The sequence below is a fragment of the Streptococcus sp. F2 genome (genome assembly GCF_056500955.1).
This window is the reverse complement of record NZ_JBWKAI010000034.1, coordinates 1-18,154: the sequence shown is the minus strand read 5'-3', so window position 1 is coordinate 18,154 and position 18,154 is coordinate 1. Positions and strand designations below refer to the sequence as shown.

15 protein-coding genes and 1 pseudogene are annotated in these 18,154 nt (G+C 39.9%); all 16 read left to right on the top strand.

The window, feature by feature from the left end; genetic code table 11:
• Positions 1-209 (top strand): annotated as a pseudogene (locus ACYTR8_RS09140) (ISAs1 family transposase); the annotation flags it as partial.
• A 199-nt stretch (positions 210-408) separates the two neighbouring features.
• Complete coding sequence (locus ACYTR8_RS09135) at positions 409-1,467, top strand: PTS sugar transporter subunit IIC (protein ID WP_479642040.1); 1,059 nt, start codon at positions 409-411, stop codon at positions 1,465-1,467.
• Positions 1,468-1,479: 12 nt separating this feature from the next.
• Positions 1,480-2,403: a 2-dehydropantoate 2-reductase gene (locus ACYTR8_RS09130; protein WP_003050257.1), complete on the top strand. Its 924-nt coding sequence runs from the start codon at positions 1,480-1,482 to the stop codon at positions 2,401-2,403.
• 234 nt (positions 2,404-2,637) lie between these two features.
• A complete protein-coding gene (locus ACYTR8_RS09125; RefSeq protein ID WP_111716142.1) occupies positions 2,638-3,351 on the top strand; it encodes a DeoR/GlpR family DNA-binding transcription regulator in 714 nt (237 codons plus the stop codon).
• A complete protein-coding gene (gene pfkB, locus ACYTR8_RS09120) occupies positions 3,348-4,259 on the top strand; it encodes a 1-phosphofructokinase (protein WP_479642039.1) in 912 nt (303 codons plus the stop codon). The genes ACYTR8_RS09125 and pfkB overlap by 4 nt, the downstream gene beginning before the upstream one ends.
• Complete coding sequence (locus ACYTR8_RS09115; RefSeq protein WP_269760689.1) at positions 4,256-6,202, top strand: PTS fructose transporter subunit IIABC; 1,947 nt, start codon at positions 4,256-4,258, stop codon at positions 6,200-6,202. The genes pfkB and ACYTR8_RS09115 overlap by 4 nt, the downstream gene beginning before the upstream one ends.
• A 94-nt stretch (positions 6,203-6,296) precedes the next feature.
• Positions 6,297-6,896, top strand: a complete 600-nt coding sequence (locus ACYTR8_RS09110) for a glycoside hydrolase family 73 protein (RefSeq protein WP_269760690.1) — start codon at positions 6,297-6,299, stop codon at positions 6,894-6,896.
• A 159-nt stretch (positions 6,897-7,055) separates the two neighbouring features.
• A complete protein-coding gene (locus ACYTR8_RS09105; RefSeq protein WP_111716153.1) occupies positions 7,056-7,763 on the top strand; it encodes a glycoside hydrolase family 73 protein in 708 nt (235 codons plus the stop codon).
• 50 nt (positions 7,764-7,813) lie between these two features.
• Complete coding sequence (locus tag ACYTR8_RS09100; protein WP_479642038.1) at positions 7,814-8,335, top strand: hypothetical protein; 522 nt, start codon at positions 7,814-7,816, stop codon at positions 8,333-8,335.
• A gap of 71 nt (positions 8,336-8,406) precedes the next feature.
• On the top strand, positions 8,407-8,787 hold the full coding sequence (locus ACYTR8_RS09095) for a DUF1149 family protein (protein WP_003050280.1): 381 nt from the start codon (positions 8,407-8,409) through the stop codon (positions 8,785-8,787).
• Positions 8,787-9,635: a DegV family protein gene (locus ACYTR8_RS09090; RefSeq protein ID WP_129555817.1), complete on the top strand. Its 849-nt coding sequence runs from the start codon at positions 8,787-8,789 to the stop codon at positions 9,633-9,635. Before ACYTR8_RS09095 ends, ACYTR8_RS09090 begins: the two co-directional genes overlap by 1 nt.
• Positions 9,636-9,754: 119 nt before the next feature.
• On the top strand, positions 9,755-10,963 hold the full coding sequence (locus ACYTR8_RS09085) for a CCA tRNA nucleotidyltransferase (RefSeq protein WP_479642037.1): 1,209 nt from the start codon (positions 9,755-9,757) through the stop codon (positions 10,961-10,963).
• On the top strand, positions 10,960-12,837 hold the full coding sequence (locus ACYTR8_RS09080) for an ABC-F family ATP-binding cassette domain-containing protein (RefSeq protein ID WP_111716160.1): 1,878 nt from the start codon (positions 10,960-10,962) through the stop codon (positions 12,835-12,837). The genes ACYTR8_RS09085 and ACYTR8_RS09080 overlap by 4 nt, the downstream gene beginning before the upstream one ends.
• A gap of 107 nt (positions 12,838-12,944) precedes the next feature.
• Positions 12,945-14,690: an ABC transporter ATP-binding protein gene (locus ACYTR8_RS09075; RefSeq protein ID WP_479642036.1), complete on the top strand. Its 1,746-nt coding sequence runs from the start codon at positions 12,945-12,947 to the stop codon at positions 14,688-14,690.
• Positions 14,690-16,462: an ABC transporter ATP-binding protein gene (locus ACYTR8_RS09070; RefSeq protein ID WP_479642035.1), complete on the top strand. Its 1,773-nt coding sequence runs from the start codon at positions 14,690-14,692 to the stop codon at positions 16,460-16,462. Before ACYTR8_RS09075 ends, ACYTR8_RS09070 begins: the two co-directional genes overlap by 1 nt.
• Before the next feature lie 189 nt (positions 16,463-16,651).
• Positions 16,652-18,001 (top strand): NADP-specific glutamate dehydrogenase, encoded by a 1,350-nt coding sequence (gene gdhA, locus ACYTR8_RS09065; RefSeq protein WP_479642034.1) that lies wholly within the window; start codon positions 16,652-16,654, stop codon positions 17,999-18,001.
• Positions 18,002-18,154: the final 153 nt, after the last annotated feature.

Below are 18,154 nucleotides of genomic sequence, written 5' to 3'. Positions count from 1 at the left end.
GGTTATTGGACGTTGTTTATCATGAAGATCATCATCAGACATTGGATAAAAGAGCCGCATTTAACCTAAATCTTATCCGAAAAATGTGCTTATATTTTCTCAAAGTGATGGTATTTCCTAAAAAAGATCTCAGTTATCGTCGCAAACAACGGTATATTTCTGTCCATTTGAAAGATTATTTAGTCCAATTATTTGGAGAAAGAGGCTAAGCAGATGATTGATTTAAAAAGGAATCTTTTCAAAATTGATGTCCAGGCACAAAAGGATGAAGAGAAAGTTTTCATGCGTACGGCGTGCACTTTTGTCAAGTGTTCGTGACAAGTCTAAGGCATTGTGATAAAATAGACATTGTGAAAAAAGTGTGATGGTTTTCACAGGATAATACATTACAATGAAAAGGGGTCTATCATGACAACAACAGATAAAGAGACATTTAGTTCTTTTATGAATAAGGTCTTAGCGGGTACAGCGATTGCTATCGTTGTGGCGCTCATTCCAAATGCTATTTTAGCAACTTTTTTAAAGCCGCTTCTGCCAAATGCAGCAGCAGCAGAATTTTTACACATTGTGCAAGTCTTCCAATTCTTCACACCTATTATGGCAGGGTTTTTGATTGGTCAACAGTTCAAGTTTAACCCAATGCAACAGTTGGCGGTTGGTGGAGCAGCCTATATTGGTTCTGGAGCCTGGGCTTATACTGAGGTTGTTCAAAAAGGTGTAGCAACAGGTACTTTCCAACTTAGAGGTATTGGGGACCTCATCAATATGATGATTACAGCTAGCCTTGCGGTTTTAGCGGTTAAGTATTTTGGGAATAAATTTGGCTCTTTAACCATTATCTTGTTACCAATTATTATCGGAACAGGTGTTGGTTACATTGGTTGGAAGTTATTGCCTTATGTGTCTTATGTGACAACGCTAATTGGGCAAGGGATTAATTCCTTTACAACCTTACAACCTATTTTAATGTCTATTTTAATTGCAGTTGCTTTCTCGCTTATCATTGTTAGTCCGATTTCAACAGTGGCTATTGGTTTAGCTGTTGGTTTAAATGGGATGGCTGCCGGTGCTGCGTCTATGGGAATTGCATCAACAGCTGCAGTTCTTGTTTGGGCAACACTCAAAGTTAATAAGTCAGGTGTACCAATTGCTATTGCACTTGGGGCTATGAAAATGATGATGCCAAACTTCTTAAAACATCCTATCATGGCTATTCCGATGGTGGTCACTGCAGCAATTAGCTCATTAACGGTACCATTGTTTAATCTTGTTGGGACACCAGCTTCATCTGGTTTTGGTTTGGTTGGTGCAGTAGGACCAATTGCTTCTTTAGCAGGTGGTAGCTCAGTACTTATTATTATCCTTGCTTGGATTGTTGTACCATTTGCAGTTGCTTTTGCAGCGCATAAGGTTGCTAAAGATATTCTAAAACTTTATAAAGAAGACATTTTCGTCTTTGAAGGCTAATAGGAGGAAAACATGTTAGTTTATATTGCTGGCTCAGGTGCCATGGGTTGCCGTTTTGGTTACCAAATTTCAAAAACAAATAATGATGTGATTTTGTTAGACAACTGGGAAGATCATATCAATGCCATTAAAGAAAACGGGTTGATTGTAACAGGTGATGTGGAAGAAACGGTTAAGCTTCCTATCATGAAACCAACCGAAGCAACTCAAGAAGCCGATTTAATTATCTTGTTTACAAAAGCAATGCAGTTGCCACAAATGCTTCAAGACATTAAAGGCATTATTGGAAAAGAAACCAAAGTGCTTTGCCTTTTAAATGGTCTTGGACATGAAGACGTTATTCGTCAGTACATTCCAGAACACAACATTCTAATGGGAGTTACTGTCTGGACAGCTGGATTGGCAGGTCCTGGTCGTGCTCATCTTCAAGGTGTGGGAGCACTTAACTTACAAAGCATGGATCCAAGCAATCAAGAAGCTGGACACCAAGTGGCTGATTTGTTAAATGAAGCTAACTTGAATGCGACTTATGATGAGAATGTTGTGCCAAACATCTGGCGAAAAGCTTGCGTGAACGGTACCATGAATTCAACTTGTGCCCTTCTAGATTGTACAATTGGTGAATTATTTGCCAGTGAAGACGGTCTCAAAATGGTTAAAGAAATCATTCATGAGTTTGTTATCGTTGGTCAAGCAGAAGGTGTTGCCTTGAACGAAGACGAAATTACAACTTATGTCATGGACACTTCTGTTAAGGCTGCTCACCATTACCCATCAATGCACCAAGATCTTGTTCAAAACCATCGCCTGACTGAAATTGATTTTATCAATGGAGCTGTCAATACCAAAGGTGAGAAACTGGGCATTGATACCCCATATTGCCGCTTGATTACACAGTTGGTACATGCCAAAGAGGCTATTTTAAAGATTAACTAATTTAAAAAGATTTGAAAAGCTCATCACATTAGGGTTAAATCCTTTGTGAAGGGCTTTTTTAGGTTTGATACTTTCTTTCAGGTTATCGAAGTTATGGGTAGGAAAAAGTGACAGAGATTGAATGTTTTTGGAAGATTATGCTTGACTTTAGAGAACAAAAAGGTATAATAATAACTGTAACCGATTTCAGAAAGAGGTGATTCTATCTTAAAATCAAAACGAAAACAGTTGATTATGGCAAAAATCGTAGAAGATAACTATGTTGCTTTAGAAGATTTGATGCAGCTGCTGGATTCGTCTGAGTCAACTGTCCGTAGAGATTTGGGGGAACTGGAGCAAGAAGGACGTTTGCACCGTGTTCATGGTGGAGCTGAATTGTTTCATTCCTTGCAAGAGGAATTGTCTAATCAGGAGAAGTCTGTCAAAAACAGTCAAATCAAACAGGCGCTCGCTCAAAAAGCTTCCCGATTCATCTATGATAATGACGTGATTTTTATTGATGCTGGGACAACGACGGAATTTTTACTCCCTTTTCTACAAGGAAAAAATGTTACGGTCGTTACTAACTCCATCCATCATGCGACTCGCTTAGTTGATTTATCCATCAAAACGATTATCATTGGTGGGTATGTCAAGCAAACGACTGATGCGAGTATTGGGAGCGTGGCTTTGGAACAAATCAGACAGATGAACTTTGATAAAGCATTTCTTGGTATGAATGGTGTTGATGAGGCCTATCTAACAACCCCAGATATGGAAGAAGCCGTGATAAAAAAAGCAGTCATTGCGAATGCAAAGGTGTCTTACATTCTGGTTGATGGCACGAAAATCGGTCAGGTATCCTTTGTTAAAGTAGCTGCTATTGATCAGGTGACTATTATTACTGAGGCAGCCTCGACAGGGATTCTCAAAAAAATAAAGGAAAAGGCAAAGGTGATTGAACTATGATTTATACCGTGACCTTAAACCCTTCGATTGACTTTATCGTCAGAATTGACCAGCTAAATCTGGGAACAGTGAATCGCATGGTCAGTGATGATAAGTTTGCAGGGGGAAAAGGTATTAATGTCAGTCGTGTCTTGCAACGATTAGGAGTTGGGAATACGGCGACAGGCTTTCTTGGCGGCTTTACTGGACATTTTATCGAAGATAGTTTAAAGAATGAAGGCATTGAAACGGCTTTTGTGAAGGTAGACCAGGATACCCGTATCAATGTTAAAATTAAGTCGCAAGAAGAGACTGAAATAAATGGTCAAGGGCCAATGATTAGTCAGGAACAATTGGAAGCCTTGAAAGCTAAGTTATCCCAATTGATCTCAGACGATACCGTTGTTTTTGCGGGATCAGCTCCAGCTAATCTTGGGAATGCTATTTATAAGGAATTGATTCCTTTAGTTAGGAAAAGTGGTGCCCAGGTGGTCTGCGATTTTGAAGGACAACCCCTCTTAGATGCCCTTGCGAATAATCCTTTGTTAGTTAAACCTAATAACCATGAGCTAGAAGCTATTTTTGGTGTTCCGTTAAACAGTCTTAACGATGTAGAAACCTACGCTCGTCGAATTTTAGAGATGGGAGCCCAGCATGTCCTCATTTCGATGGCTGGTGATGGTGCCTTGTTGGTTACTGAGGAAGCCACCTATTTTGCTAAGCCAATTAAAGGGCAGGTCAAAAATTCTGTCGGGGCTGGTGATTCTATGGTTGCTGGATTTACAGGCGAATTTGTTAAGAGTAAAGACCCAGTAGAAGCCTTGAAATGGGGAGTAGCGTGTGGTACGGCAACCGCTTTCTCTGATGACTTGGCGACAATTGCATTTATTAAGGAAACATATCATAAAGTTGAGGTAGAAAAACGATGAAGATTCAAGATTTATTGAGAAAAGATATTATGATTCTTGACTTACAGGCTATTTCGAAAGAAGTTGCCATTGACGAGATGATTACACGATTAGTAGAAAAAGGTATTGTTCACGATTTTGATGTCTTTAAAAAGAGTATCATGACACGTGAAGAACAAACATCAACTGGACTTGGCGACGGTATTGCCATGCCTCATTCTAAAAATATTGTGGTTGATGAACCAGCGGTTTTATTTGCGAAATCAAATAAAGGGTTGGATTATAAGGCTTTAGATGGTCAACCAACGGATCTCTTCTTTATGATTGCTGCACCTCAAGGGGCAAATGACACTCACTTGGCTGCGCTAGCAGAATTATCACAATACCTTTTGAAAGACGGTTTTGCAGATAAACTTCGTGCTGCAGCGACACCAGATGACGTTCTTGCTGTCTTTGATGAGGCTTCAACAGCTAAAGAAGAAGTGGTAGCGCCAACAAGTGGTCAAGATTTTATCGTTGCAGTTACAGCTTGTCCAACAGGGATTGCTCACACTTATATGGCAGAAGAGGCTTTGAAAAAACAAGCTGCAGAAATGGGAGTAGCTATTAAAGTTGAAACAAACGGCGCTTCTGGTGTGGCTAATCGTTTAACCGCTGAAGATATTCAGAAAGCTAAGGGTGTTATCGTTGCAGCAGATAAAGCAGTTGAAATGGATCGTTTTGACGGTAAACAATTAATTGCTCGCCCTGTTGCAGATGGTATCAAGAAGAGTCAAGAATTGATTTCTTTGATTTTGAATAATGAAGGACACACTTACCACGCTAAGAACGGGAAGTCTGAAACAGCAGTATCATCTGAGAAAACAAGCTTAGGCGGTGCTTTCTATAAACACTTGATGGGTGGTGTCTCTCAAATGTTGCCATTCGTTATTGGTGGCGGGATTATGATTGCTCTAGCTTTCTTGTTGGATAACATGCTTGGTGTGCCAAAAGACCAACTAGGCAATCTTGGATCTTATCATGAAGTAGCTGCTATTTTCATGAAAATTGGTGGTGCAGCCTTCTCCTTCATGTTACCAGTATTAGCGGGTTACATTGCATACTCTATCGCTGAAAAACCAGGTTTGGTTGCTGGTTTTGTGGCAGGTGCTATTGCATCGAGTGGACTTGCTTTTGGTAAGGTTCCATTTGCATCAGGTGGAGAAGCTAGCTTGGCTTTAGCGGGTGTGCCATCAGGTTTCCTTGGGGCTCTTGTTGGTGGTTTCCTTGCTGGTGGTGTTATTCTTGCTCTACGTAAATTATTAGCAGGCTTACCACGATCTCTTGAAGGGGTTAAATCTATTCTTCTTTACCCATTACTTGGTGTCCTTGTCACTGGTTTCTTGATGCTCTTTGTCAATATCCCAATGGCAGCTATTAATACAGCGCTTAATGATTTCTTACAAGGTCTTTCAGGAAGTTCTGCTGTTCTTATGGGACTTCTTGTTGGTGGTATGATGGCTGTTGACATGGGTGGCCCTGTTAATAAGGCAGCTTACGTTTTTGGTACAGGAACTTTAGCAGCTACTGTCGCAAATGGCGGTTCAGTCGTTATGGCTGCTGTTATGGCAGGTGGTATGGTACCTCCTCTAGCTGTTTTTGTAGCCACTCTCTTGTTTAAAGATAAATTTACTAAAGAAGAACGCGAATCAGGTTTGACCAACATTGTCATGGGACTTTCTTTCATCACTGAAGGAGCAATCCCATTTGGCGCAGCTGACCCAGCGCGTGCAATTCCTAGCTTTATTGCTGGTTCTGCCTTGACAGGAGCTCTTGTTGGTTTGGCTGGCATTAAATTAATGGCGCCACATGGTGGTATCTTCGTCATCGCCTTAACAAGTAATCCAATCTTATACCTTGTCTTTGTAGCGATTGGTGCTATTGTATCCGGAATCCTCTTCGGTGCCCTTCGTAAAAAAGCTTAACATTAAAAGACTTTTTCCTTACTAAAACTAGAATCTGCTAAGGTTCTAGTTTTTTGATATACTAAAGAGAAAGAATAAGAAGTGAGGACATGGCTTGAAAAGAAAGAAAAGGAGAAGGACTACTAATCCCTCATTAAACGCTCTTGCTTTGTGTTTAGTATTGCTTAGTACCTTTGTTAGTATTTGGACACTAAGAAAGGCTCAGCAAGAGTTAACCGCTTATGCGACTCATGACACAATGGTTTTTGTAAGGCAAATTAGCCATGCAGCTCAAGCAGTTGCTCAAAAAGAAAAGTTATATAGTTCAGTGATGATGGCTCAAGCTATTTTAGAGTCTAACAATGGTAAGTCCCAGTTGAGTCAGAAACCTTATTACAATTTTTTTGGTATTAAAGGGGATTATAAGGGGCGGTCGGCTATTTTTCCTACCTTAGAAGATGATGGGCAAGGAAATTTATACCAAATTGACGACGCCTTTCGCTCTTATGGTAGTATGACAGCATGTTTTGAAGATTATGCTAGAGTTCTGAATGATCCTCTGTATACCAAAACCCATAAAAACCTAGGTTCTCATTATCACGATGCCACAGCTGCACTAACAGGAACCTATGCCACTGATACCACTTACAACACCAAATTAAATGAACTCATTGCTGTTTATCAACTGACCTATTTTGATAGTCCCATGAAATAATAAGCTTTATCCACAAAATCCCCTTAAATTGGAAGAAATATTTCGATTTTAAGACAAAAGTTATCAATCTGGTTAAATCAGCTGTGGATAAGTCCTTGTTAGATTTCCTATGTTATAATAGAAACATAGAAAATGAATAGAAAAGGGATTTAATCACTAATGGTAAAAAAGAAAGGTAAGCTTCTACTTATCAGTCTTTTTGTTCTTGCGGCTTGTTTAGGAGCTTACAGTGCAATGAGACAACCTAACCGTACCTCTAAAGTATCAGCAGAAACAGTTACTGGTACCTCGACACAGGCATTTATCAATAATATTGGACCTACAGCCAGCGCTATCGCTCAAGAGCGTGACCTTTACGCTTCTGTGATGATTGCTCAAGCTATTTTAGAATCAAGTAACGGTCAATCTGGCCTTAGCCAAGCACCCTATTATAACTTCTTTGGCATCAAAGGGGCCTATAATGGCTCGTCAGTTACCATGTCAACTTGGGAAGATGATGGAGCAGGAAATACCTACACTATCGATCAACCCTTTAGAGCATACCCAAGTATCGCTGATTCACTTTATGACTACGCTAACTTACTAAGCTCTAATATGTATGCTGGTGCTAGAAAATCAAATACACTGTCGTATCAAGATGCGACAGCAGCCTTAACAGGCCTATACGCTACAGATACGAGTTATAACTTGAAGTTAAACAATATTATTGAAACGTATGGGTTAACAGCCTATGATGTGACAAATGCTTCAGACCAAGGAGTCTCCTTAGCAGGTGCAGGCTACGTTTGGAATGAGTACCGTCACAATTATACAGATGCGGAAACCCTAGCAATTGATGAAGCATGGGCACAACGCTTTAACTATTAAGATAAGTCTAAAAATCATCCTAACGGGTGATTTTTTGGTATAATGAAATAATGAAAACAATTAAAGAAGTATACCAAAATCATGCTGAGATGCCTTACATTGCTCCCGCTTATCAAGAAGAGTTGTTGCACAAGCCTATTCCTAAGTGTAACATGGAGCGTACCAAGGAAGGGTTACTTCCTGGTCACATTGTAATGTTATGGCGCATTCAGTTCGGGACCTATACAACTGCTAATAGTCATCATAAATATTTTTACACGACCTATGGCATTGATGCGCAAAAAGAATTGGACTGGCTCATCTCTCAAGGTTATGTGCAAAAAGACTCTGCAAGAGAATCGCTCTGCCATTTACCAGCTAGCCGTTTAAAAGACTTTTTGGGACAACAAGTAGTTAAAGGACTGTCAAAAATGAAGCGAGATGAATTAGATCAAGCCGTTTTAAGTCATTTTAGCGAAGAAGAATTGAGCGCTTTAGTTGACCTCAGAGGTTATCGGCTACTTTCTAAGGGAGAAGAAGCCTTAGCGGCCAATGCCAAGGTTGTTGACCGTCATCCTCAGAAAAAATACTAGTTTAAGTCTACTTTAATAATCTTCAAATCTATGCTATAATGAGTCATATCGACATCAAGGAGAATGAATACATGCAATTAGTTCGTGAAAAAGAATTTGTCAATCAATACCACTATGATGCTAGAAATCTCGAATGGGAAAAAGAAAACGGAACACCAGAAACCAATTTTGAAGTGACGTTCCAATTGATTAATAAAGATGAAGCTCGAAAGGAAACAGCTATCGTCTCTGTGTTACAATTTGTTATTGTCAAAGAAGAATTTGTGATTAGTGGAGTAATTTCACAGATGGTTCGTATTTTAGATCGTTTAGTAGATAAACCAAGTGAATTTACCCAAGAAGAAGTTGAATCGTTAGCAGCACCTTTATTAGATATGGTTAAACGCTTGACTTATGATGTCACAGAAATTGCCTTGGACCGCCCGGGCATTAATTTGGAGTTTAAGAATTAATGAAATTAGCAGTAATTACTGATAGCACAGCAGCATTACCAACTGACTTAAAGCAGGATGAGGCTATTTTTAGTCTTGATATTCCAGTTATTATTGATGGCGATACCTATTTTGAAGGGCGTAATCTGACCATCGATGACTTTTATCAAAAGATGGCAACCTCACAAGAGCTCCCTAAGACAAGTCAGCCCAGCTTATCGGAACTAGATGAGCTTTTAGGCCTTTTGTCTGCTAAGGGTTACACACATGTCATCGGGCTTTTCTTGGCTGGTGGTATTTCGGGTTTCTGGCAAAATATCCAGTTTTTAGTTGAAGAACATCCTGATTTGGTCATTGCCTTTCCAGATAGTAAAATCACATCAGCTCCATTGGGCAGCATGGTTAAAAATGTATTAGATTGGTCTCGTCAAGGGAAAACCTTCCAAGAAATTCTAGATCAGTTGCAAAAACAGATTGATGGTACGACAGCCTTTATCATGGTGGATGATTTGAATCACTTGGTTAAAGGAGGAAGATTATCAAACGGTTCAGCACTGCTTGGTAATCTTTTGAGCATTAAGCCTATCTTGTATTTTGACGATGAAGGAAAAATCGTGGTCTACGAAAAAGTCAGAACAGAGAAGAAAGCCATGAAACGTTTGGTAGAGATTCTTAATGACTTGACAGCAAATGGACAATACGATGTTTCTATTATTCATTCGAAAGCCCAAGATAAGGCAGATCACTTGAAGGCACTCTTGCAAGATAGTGGCTACCAGTGCGACATCGCAGAAGTTCACTTTGGTGCTGTTATTGCTACTCATCTAGGAGAAGGAGCAGTCGCCTTTGGGATTACACCCCGCGCCTAGTTATCTTTTGGGAAAGCTGGCGCCAAGTCTCAGTCAGATAGCAAAAACCCCCTTACGAAATAGCTAGTGACCTAAGGTAGGGTGACTAGTCCTTTAGATAATAGGTTAGAAAATAACGTATGAAATTAATGACAATGCCTTCTGAATTTCAGAAGGCTTTACCAATATTGAATAAAATTAAAGAAGCTGGTTATGAAGCCTACTTTGTGGGTGGCAGTGTCAGAGATGTGCTCTTGGGTCGTCCTATTCATGATGTAGATATTGCGACTAGCTCCTATCCTGAAGAGACCAAAGCGATTTTTAACAGAACTGTCGATGTTGGCATTGAACATGGTACAGTACTCGTGCTTGAAAATGGTGGTGAGTATGAAATCACAACCTTTAGGACAGAAGATGTCTATGTGGATTATCGCCGTCCTAGTCAAGTGTCTTTTGTGCGCTCTTTAGAAGAAGACCTTAAGCGTAGAGATTTCACTGTGAATGCTTTGGCTCTTGATGAAAATGGTCAAGTGATTGATAAGTTTACAGGTTTACAAGATTTAGAGCAAAAGCGATTACGCGCAGTAGGAGAGGCAGCAGACCGTTTTGAAGAAGATGCCCTCCGTATTATGAGAGGCTTTCGCTTTGCCGCAAGTTTGGATTTCGATATCGAGTCTGCTACCTTCGAAGCTATGAAAAGTCATTCCCCACTGTTAGCAAAAATTTCGGTAGAGCGTTCCTTTATTGAATTTGATAAATTGTTGATGGCACCTCATTGGCGAAAAGGTATCTTGGCTATGATTGCTTGTCAAGCTTACGACTATTTACCAGGTCTGGGACAACAAGAAATAGCTTTAAAGCAGTTAACAGTGTCCCTAGCTGATGACTTTACCTTTAGTGACCACCATCAAGCTTGGGCTTATTTGATCATAAGCTTATCGATTCAAAATCCTAAGCCATTTTTAAAGGCTTGGAAAACCTCAAATGATTTTCAACGCTGTGTGGCACAATTAGTGACCCTTTACCATATTCGACAAGAAAGACCTTTTGAAAAATTGGATATTTATCAATATGGTAAAAAACAGGCAAGGTTGATAGAATCCCTTCGCCAAGCTATGGGACAAGACGTTGACATGGCTTATATTGAGCAATTAGACCAAGCATTAGCTATTCATGATAAACATGACATCGTGGTGAATGGCTCTCACTTAATAAAGAACTTTGGTTTGAAACCAGGACCAGAGTTGGGAGTGATACTTGAACGCATTGAGTTAGCTATTGTGGAAGGTCATCTTGCTAATGAGTTAGATGCCATTGGAGCATTTGTTAGAGAGGAATTAGCAACATGAGCCATTTTTTGGTGGAGAAACTGACAAAAACGGTGGGAGATAAGACTGTCTTTCAAGATATTTCCTTTATTATTCATGACTTTGACCGTATTGGGATTATTGGGGTTAATGGGACAGGAAAAACAACTCTTTTAGATGTCTTGTCGGGAAGGCTTGGTTTTGACGGAGACAATTCTCCATTTTCCAAAGCCAATGATTACAAAATCGCTTACTTAACACAAGATCCTGAATTTAACGATGCAGACTCTGTTTTAGATACGGTATTGTCATCTGATGTTAAGGCGATTCAGCTGATTCGTCAATATGAACTATTGATGGCGAATTATACTGAGGATAAACAAGAGACCTTAGAGTCCCTCATGTCTGAAATGGATCGCTTAGATGCTTGGTCTATTGAAAGTGATGTTAAAACAGTCCTATCAAAATTAGGCATCACGGATTTGGAACAAAAAGTGGGAGACCTATCAGGCGGTATGAGAAGACGTGTCCAGTTAGCTCAAGTATTGCTAGGGGCTGCTGACTTACTCTTATTGGATGAGCCGACCAACCATCTTGATATTGACACCATCGCTTGGTTAACAACCTATCTCAAAACAGCTAAAAAGACGGTCCTTTTTATTACCCATGACCGTTATTTCCTGGATAATGTGGCCACCCGTATTTTTGAATTGGATAAGGCGGGACTGACAGAATATCAAGGCAATTACCAAGACTATGTGCGCTTAAAAGCAGAACAAGACGAACGAGATGCTGCTAATTTACACAAGAAGAAGCAACTCTATAAACAAGAATTAGCCTGGATGAGGACGCAGCCACAGGCGCGTGCAACCAAACAGCAGGCTAGAATCAATCGTTTCAGTGACTTGAAAAAAGAAGTTTACCAAGACAGTTCTGCGGATAAATTGGAGATGACTTTCGAAACGAGCCGAATTGGGAAGAAGGTAATTCACTTTGAAGACCTTTCTTTTGCTTATGGTGACCGACAGTTGATTAAGGATTTTAACTTGATTATTCAAAATAAAGATCGTATTGGCATTGTTGGAGATAACGGCGTCGGAAAATCTACCCTGTTGAATTTAATTAATGGAGATCTTGAACCAACTTCTGGGAAGCTTGATATTGGAGATACTATTCGTGTAGGTTATTTCTCTCAGCAGCTCAAAGATATGGATGAGACCAAACGGGTCATTAATTACCTTCAAGAAGTGGCTGATGAGGTTAAAACAAGCGTGGGAACAACGAGTATCAGTGAGCTTTTAGAGCAATTTCTTTTTCCGAGATCAAGTCATGGCACGCTGATTGCTAAATTATCTGGTGGGGAGAAAAAACGGCTCTACTTGCTAAAACTGCTCATTGAAAAACCAAATGTTCTTCTCCTTGATGAGCCAACAAATGATTTAGACATTGCCACCTTGACGGTCTTAGAAAACTTTTTAGCTAACTTTGCAGGACCAGTCATTACGGTTAGTCATGATCGTTATTTCCTAGACAAAATAGCCACTAAGATTTTAGCCTTTGAAGAAGGCGATATTCGTGTTTTTTATGGCAATTACAGTGATTACCTTGATGAAAAAGTTTTTGAAAAAGAAACAGTTGAGGCTGACTTGGTTAAAGCCACAGTCATTGAAGAAGTGCCGCTTCCTCCGAAAGAGGAAAGAAAGCGCATGTCCTACCTTGAAAAACAAGAATGGGCTCAAATTGAAGATACGATTGCCACGCTTGAGGCCCAGATTGAAGACATTGAACGTCAGATGTTAGAAGTAGCAAGTGACTATGGTCAGCTAGCTCAGCTTCAAAGGGATTTAGAGCAAAAAAATAAGGATTTACTGGAAGCTTACGAACGGTTTGACTACCTTAGTGGCTTAGAAATGTAAGAATTGTATGTCAATGTCATTTTTATGGTACACTAGTGATAACAACAAAAGAAGTGCTCGATTGCGCTTCTTTTCATTCATCATTTATTACTTGAAGGAGGAGAAAAATGGGGCTGATTTGGTCGTATTTATCATCAAAGCCTAAGTGGTTGGCTTTGGACATTTTAGGTGGTCTATTATTTGTTCTGGTTAATTTAGGATTGCCCACTATTTTAGCTCGGATGATAGATCAAGGAATCATGCAGCAGGATACCAAAGCCTTATATGGCTGGACGTTGGTCATGTTTGTCATTATTGTGTTAGGTGTTCTTGGTCGAATTATCTTATCCTATGCATCTGGTAAGTTAACGACAACCATGATCAAGGAGCTGCGCAATGACATGTATCGTCAGTTGCAGGATTACTCTCATACAGAATATGAAAAAATTGGGATTGCTTTTTTGGTTACCCGAATGACAAGTGATGCCTTTGTGCTCATGCAGTTTGCTGAAATGTCTTTACGTTTAGGAGTAGTGACGCCCTTAATGATGATTTTTTCAGTGTTGATGATTTTCTTGACAAGTCCATCGTTAGCATGGATTGTAGCGGTATCCATGCCTTTTTTGGTACTGGTTGTTGTTTATGTCGCCGTCAAAACAAGGCCTCTCTCTGAAAAACAACAAGAAAGTTTAGACCACATTAATCAGTTAGTCAGAGAAAATTTGACTGGCTTGCGCGTGATTAGAGCCTTTTCGAGAGAAGCATTTCAACAGGAACGTTTTGATGAGCGTAATCAAGAATACGCCAGCATTTCTAAACGCCTCTTCACCTTAACAGGATTGACAGAACCACTATTTGTGCAAATCATTATTGCCATGATTGTAGCCATTGTTTGGTTTGCCTTAGACCCTTTGGCTAAGGGACAAATTCAAATTGGGGATTTGGTAGCCTTTATCGAGTATAGTTTTCATGCCCTTTTTTCGTTTTTGATGTTTGCTAATCTCTTTACCATGTATCCTAAAATGGCAGTTTCCAGCAAACGGATCAAAGAAGTCATGGACATGCCAATCTCTATTTCTAAAAATGAAGATGGGGTAACAGAGACCTTGACAAGAGGTTATCTCGAATTTGACAATGTCACCTTTGCCTATCCTGGAGAAACAGAAAGTCCTGTTCTACATAACATTTCTTTTAAAACCAAGCCTGGGGAAACCATCGCTTTTATTGGTTCAACAGGGTCAGGAAAATCATCCTTGGTGAATTTAATTCCTCGATTTTATGATGTGACGTTTGGGAGAATCTTGGTCGATGGGGTAGATGTCAGAGATTATCAGTTAAAATCTCTTCGTGCTAAAATTGGTTTCATCCCACAAAAAGCTCTGCTATTTACAGGAACTATCGAAGACAATTTAAAATATGGTAAGGCAGATGCTAGCTATTGGGAATTAGATGAAGCTACGGATGTGTCTCAAGCTAGAGCATTTATTGCTAGCCGCGAAAAAGGCTATCAGACCCATCTAGCAGAAGCAGGAAGTAATTTATCAGGTGGTCAGAAACAACGGCTATCGATTGCCCGTGCGGTTGTTAAAAAACCCGATATTTATATCTTTGATGATTCTTTTTCGGCACTGGATTACCAAACCGATGCTGCTTTAAGGAAGCGCCTGAAAGAAGTAACAGAGGAAGCGACTGTTTTGATTGTAGCTCAACGGGTTGGGACTATCATGGATGCCGATCAAATCATCGTTCTAGATCAAGGTGAAATTGTCGGTCGAGGAAAGCATGAGGAATTGATGGCAACCAATGCTATTTACCGTGAAATTGCTGATTCGCAATTAAACAAAGGAAATCTCATGGAAGAGGAGGTGGACTAATGGCAGAGCAACATGTTTTTAAGCGGGTGTGGACCTATTTAAGGGCCTACCGTGGCTTAATCTTTTTAGCAGTTTTCCTTAAAATTATTAGTGCTGTTATGAGTGTCTTGGAACCCTTTGTGCTTGGTTTAGTCATTACAGAATTGTCATCTAATCTTCTTGATATGGCTAAGGGAATTGAAGGAGCAGGGATTAATACCTCTTATATTGCTTTTTTACTGCTTGTCTATTTTATTCGTGCATTATGTTATGAAATCGGAGCCTATGGGTCAAATTATGTCATGACCAAGGCTGTTCAATCGACTATTCGTGATTTGAGACAGGCCTTGAGTCAAAAAATTAATCGTATTCCTGTCTCTTATTTTGACCAACACCAGTTTGGGGATATGCTGGGACGCTTTACCTCAGATGTTGAGACAGTGTCAAATGCTTTGCAACAATCTTTCTTGCAGATTGTCAATGCCTTTCTTACCATTTTTCTCGTGATGGGAATGGTCTTGTACCTCAATCTGACACTAGCTTTGATTGTGATTGTTGCTATTCCTATTATCTATGCTTCATCTCAATTCATTTTAAAAAAATCACAACCTTATTTTAAAGAGCAAGCTAAGGTGTTAGGAGAGATGAATGGTTTTGTTCAGGAAAATCTATCGGGTTTTAACGTCTTAAAACTTTACGGCCGCGAAGAAGCCTCAGAGCAAGCCTTCCATCAGATTACTGAACACTTGCAAGAGGTTGGGTTTAAGGCAAGCTTTTTATCCGGTATTATGATGCCTGTTTTGCATTTTATTTCTGATTCTGTCTATATGATTGTTGCTTTGGTCGCAGGTCTGCAAGTTATGGCAGGACAATTGACCATTGGGAATATGCAAGCTTTTGTTCAATATATTTGGCAAATCAGTCAGCCAATTCAAACCATCACCCAGTTAGCAGGTTTATTACAGAGTGCTAAATCATCCTTAGAACGTATTTTTGCGGTTCTGGATGAGGCAGATGATGCCATGCTTGTGACAGATCAACTGGATGAGGATTTAACAGGTCAAGTCTCATTTAACCATGTGGATTTTTCCTATCAGGCTGATAAACCTTTGATCAAAGAGTTTACACTTGATGTTAACCCCGGTGAGATGATTGCGATTGTAGGACCAACTGGAGCTGGGAAAACGACTCTCATTAACCTCTTGATGCGTTTTTATGATGTGGATAAAGGATCTATTACTGTTGATGGGCATGATATTCGTGACCTGTCACGTCAATCCTATCGTCGCCAATTTGGTATGGTCCTACAAGATGCTTGGCTTTACGAAGGGACAATCCAAGATAACCTTCGCTTTGGGAACCTTGAAGCCAGCGATGAGGCTATTGTAGAAGCAGCCAAAGCTTCCAATGTGGATCATTTTATCAGAACCTTGCCAGGTGGGTACCACATGGTGATGAACCAAGAATCTAGTAATATTTCCTTAGGTCAAAAACAACTCTTAACCATTGCAAGGGCCTTGTTGGCTGATCCTAAAATTCTGATTTTAGATGAAGCGACCTCTTCGGTAGATACTAGGCTAGAATTATTGATTCAAAAGGCGATGAAGCGGTTAATGAAAGGACGAACAAGCTTTGTGATCGCTCACCGTCTGTCTACAATTCAAGAAGCTGATAAGATTCTAGTATTAAAAGATGGTCAGATCATTGAACAAGGGAACCATGATAGTTTATTGGCTGCTCAAGGTTTCTATTTTGATCTCTATCATAGTCAATTTAAATCCAGTCAACCCTAAGCTAATAGGGTATGAAGAACATTCTCTTAAACAAGAGGATGTTTTTTTGAGTCCAGTTCTCTATTTTGGGATCAATACTCATTGAATATCAGAAAATAACGGTTTGTGTAACTGAAAAACTTGACAGTAAAATTCAGAAAATTTATAATATTGACTATACTTGACACGATAGATAAGGAAGGACAAGATATGGTAACAGCAAAAGCATACGTTGCAGGTGTTTTTAAGAAAGTTAAACAAGAGAATGAGCATGAAACAGAATTTTTACAAGCAGTTGAAGAGGTCTTTGACTCCTTGGTACCAGTTTTTGAAGCTTACCCTCAGTATATGGAAGAGAACCTTTTAGAGCGGTTGGTAGAACCTGAGCGAGTGGTGAGTTTTCGGGTTCCTTGGGTGGATGATAAGGGCAAGGTTCAAGTGAATCGTGGCTACCGTGTTCAATTTTCATCAGCTCTTGGGCCTTATAAAGGGGGGTTGCGATTTCACCCTTCAGTGAACCAATCCATTGTTAAATTTTTAGGTTTTGAACAGATTTTTAAAAATTCTCTAACTGGTCAACCAATTGGTGGTGGTAAGGGAGGATCCAATTTTGATCCTAAAGGTAAATCTAATGCCGAAGTGATGCGATTTACCCAAAGTTTTATGACTGAATTGCAAAAACATATTGGACCAGACCTAGACGTTCCAGCAGGAGATATTGGAGTTGGAGGCCGAGAAATAGGCTACCTATTTGGTCAGTACAAACGTCTGCGTGGATTTGAAAATGGTGTGCTAACAGGTAAGGGACTCACTTATGGTGGTTCATTAGCCCGTAAGGAAGCAACAGGCTATGGCGTGGTCTATTTTGCCCAACAGATGCTAGCTGCAAAAGGTGATAGCCTGACTGGTAAGACAGCTCTTGTGTCAGGTTCTGGTAACGTGGCCATCTATGCTGCTGAAAAATTACAAGAATTGGGCGTTAAAGTTATGGCAATGTCCGATTCGTCAGGTTATATTTACGATGACAAGGGAATTGACCTTGACCTTTTGAAGCAAATCAAAGAAGTTGATCGTGGCCGTATTCATGCTTACCTCGAAAAATGTCCAGATGCTGTCTTTACACCAGCAGATAAAGGAAGTATTTGGTCCCTCAAAGCAGATTTGGCTTTCCCATGTGCGACTCAAAATGAATTAAACGAAGAAGCTGCCAAAAATCTGATTGCCAATGGTGTTCTAGCCGTTACAGAAGGGGCTAACATGCCTTCAACCTTATCAGCTATTGCAGTATTCCAAGAGGCAGGAATTTTGTTTGGTCCGGCCAAGGCAGCGAATGCTGGAGGGGTAGCTGTATCTGCTCTAGAAATGGCACAAAACAGTAGTCGTTTAGCCTGGACATTTGAAGAAGTAGACCGTAAACTCTATGACATCATGGCAACTATTTATGAGATATCAGCTGATGCCGCTCAGTCTTTTGGTCAAGAAGGTAATCTTGTCTTTGGTGCTAACATTGCTGGTTTTCTAAAGGTTGCCCAAGCCATGTCAGAACAAGGGGTTGTTTAAACCGTTCTTTGATTTATCCTTAAGCACACGCCAAACGCATGAAGAAACTTTTGTTTTCAGAAAACTAGATTCATAATGACAAAATCAATCAAAGTAGTACACTATAGATGAGGTGACTACGATGATTGATTTTATTATTGCTATTGATAATTG

Coding starts and splice junctions, on each gene's coding strand:
- ACYTR8_RS09130 (WP_003050257.1), top strand. CDS start 1,480: ATGTTAGTTTATATTGCTGGCTCAGGTGCCATGGGTTGCCGTTTTGGT.
- ACYTR8_RS09085 (WP_479642037.1), top strand. CDS start 9,755: ATGAAATTAATGACAATGCCTTCTGAATTTCAGAAGGCTTTACCAATA.
- ACYTR8_RS09125 (WP_111716142.1), top strand. CDS start 2,638: ATGGCAAAAATCGTAGAAGATAACTATGTTGCTTTAGAAGATTTGATG.
- ACYTR8_RS09105 (WP_111716153.1), top strand. CDS start 7,056: ATGGTAAAAAAGAAAGGTAAGCTTCTACTTATCAGTCTTTTTGTTCTT.
- ACYTR8_RS09070 (WP_479642035.1), top strand. CDS start 14,690: ATGGCAGAGCAACATGTTTTTAAGCGGGTGTGGACCTATTTAAGGGCC.
- ACYTR8_RS09075 (WP_479642036.1), top strand. CDS start 12,945: ATGGGGCTGATTTGGTCGTATTTATCATCAAAGCCTAAGTGGTTGGCT.
- ACYTR8_RS09100 (WP_479642038.1), top strand. CDS start 7,814: ATGAAAACAATTAAAGAAGTATACCAAAATCATGCTGAGATGCCTTAC.
- ACYTR8_RS09135 (WP_479642040.1), top strand. CDS start 409: ATGACAACAACAGATAAAGAGACATTTAGTTCTTTTATGAATAAGGTC.
- pfkB (WP_479642039.1), top strand. CDS start 3,348: ATGATTTATACCGTGACCTTAAACCCTTCGATTGACTTTATCGTCAGA.
- ACYTR8_RS09115 (WP_269760689.1), top strand. CDS start 4,256: ATGAAGATTCAAGATTTATTGAGAAAAGATATTATGATTCTTGACTTA.
- ACYTR8_RS09095 (WP_003050280.1), top strand. CDS start 8,407: ATGCAATTAGTTCGTGAAAAAGAATTTGTCAATCAATACCACTATGAT.
- gdhA (WP_479642034.1), top strand. CDS start 16,652: ATGGTAACAGCAAAAGCATACGTTGCAGGTGTTTTTAAGAAAGTTAAA.
- ACYTR8_RS09080 (WP_111716160.1), top strand. CDS start 10,960: ATGAGCCATTTTTTGGTGGAGAAACTGACAAAAACGGTGGGAGATAAG.
- ACYTR8_RS09090 (WP_129555817.1), top strand. CDS start 8,787: ATGAAATTAGCAGTAATTACTGATAGCACAGCAGCATTACCAACTGAC.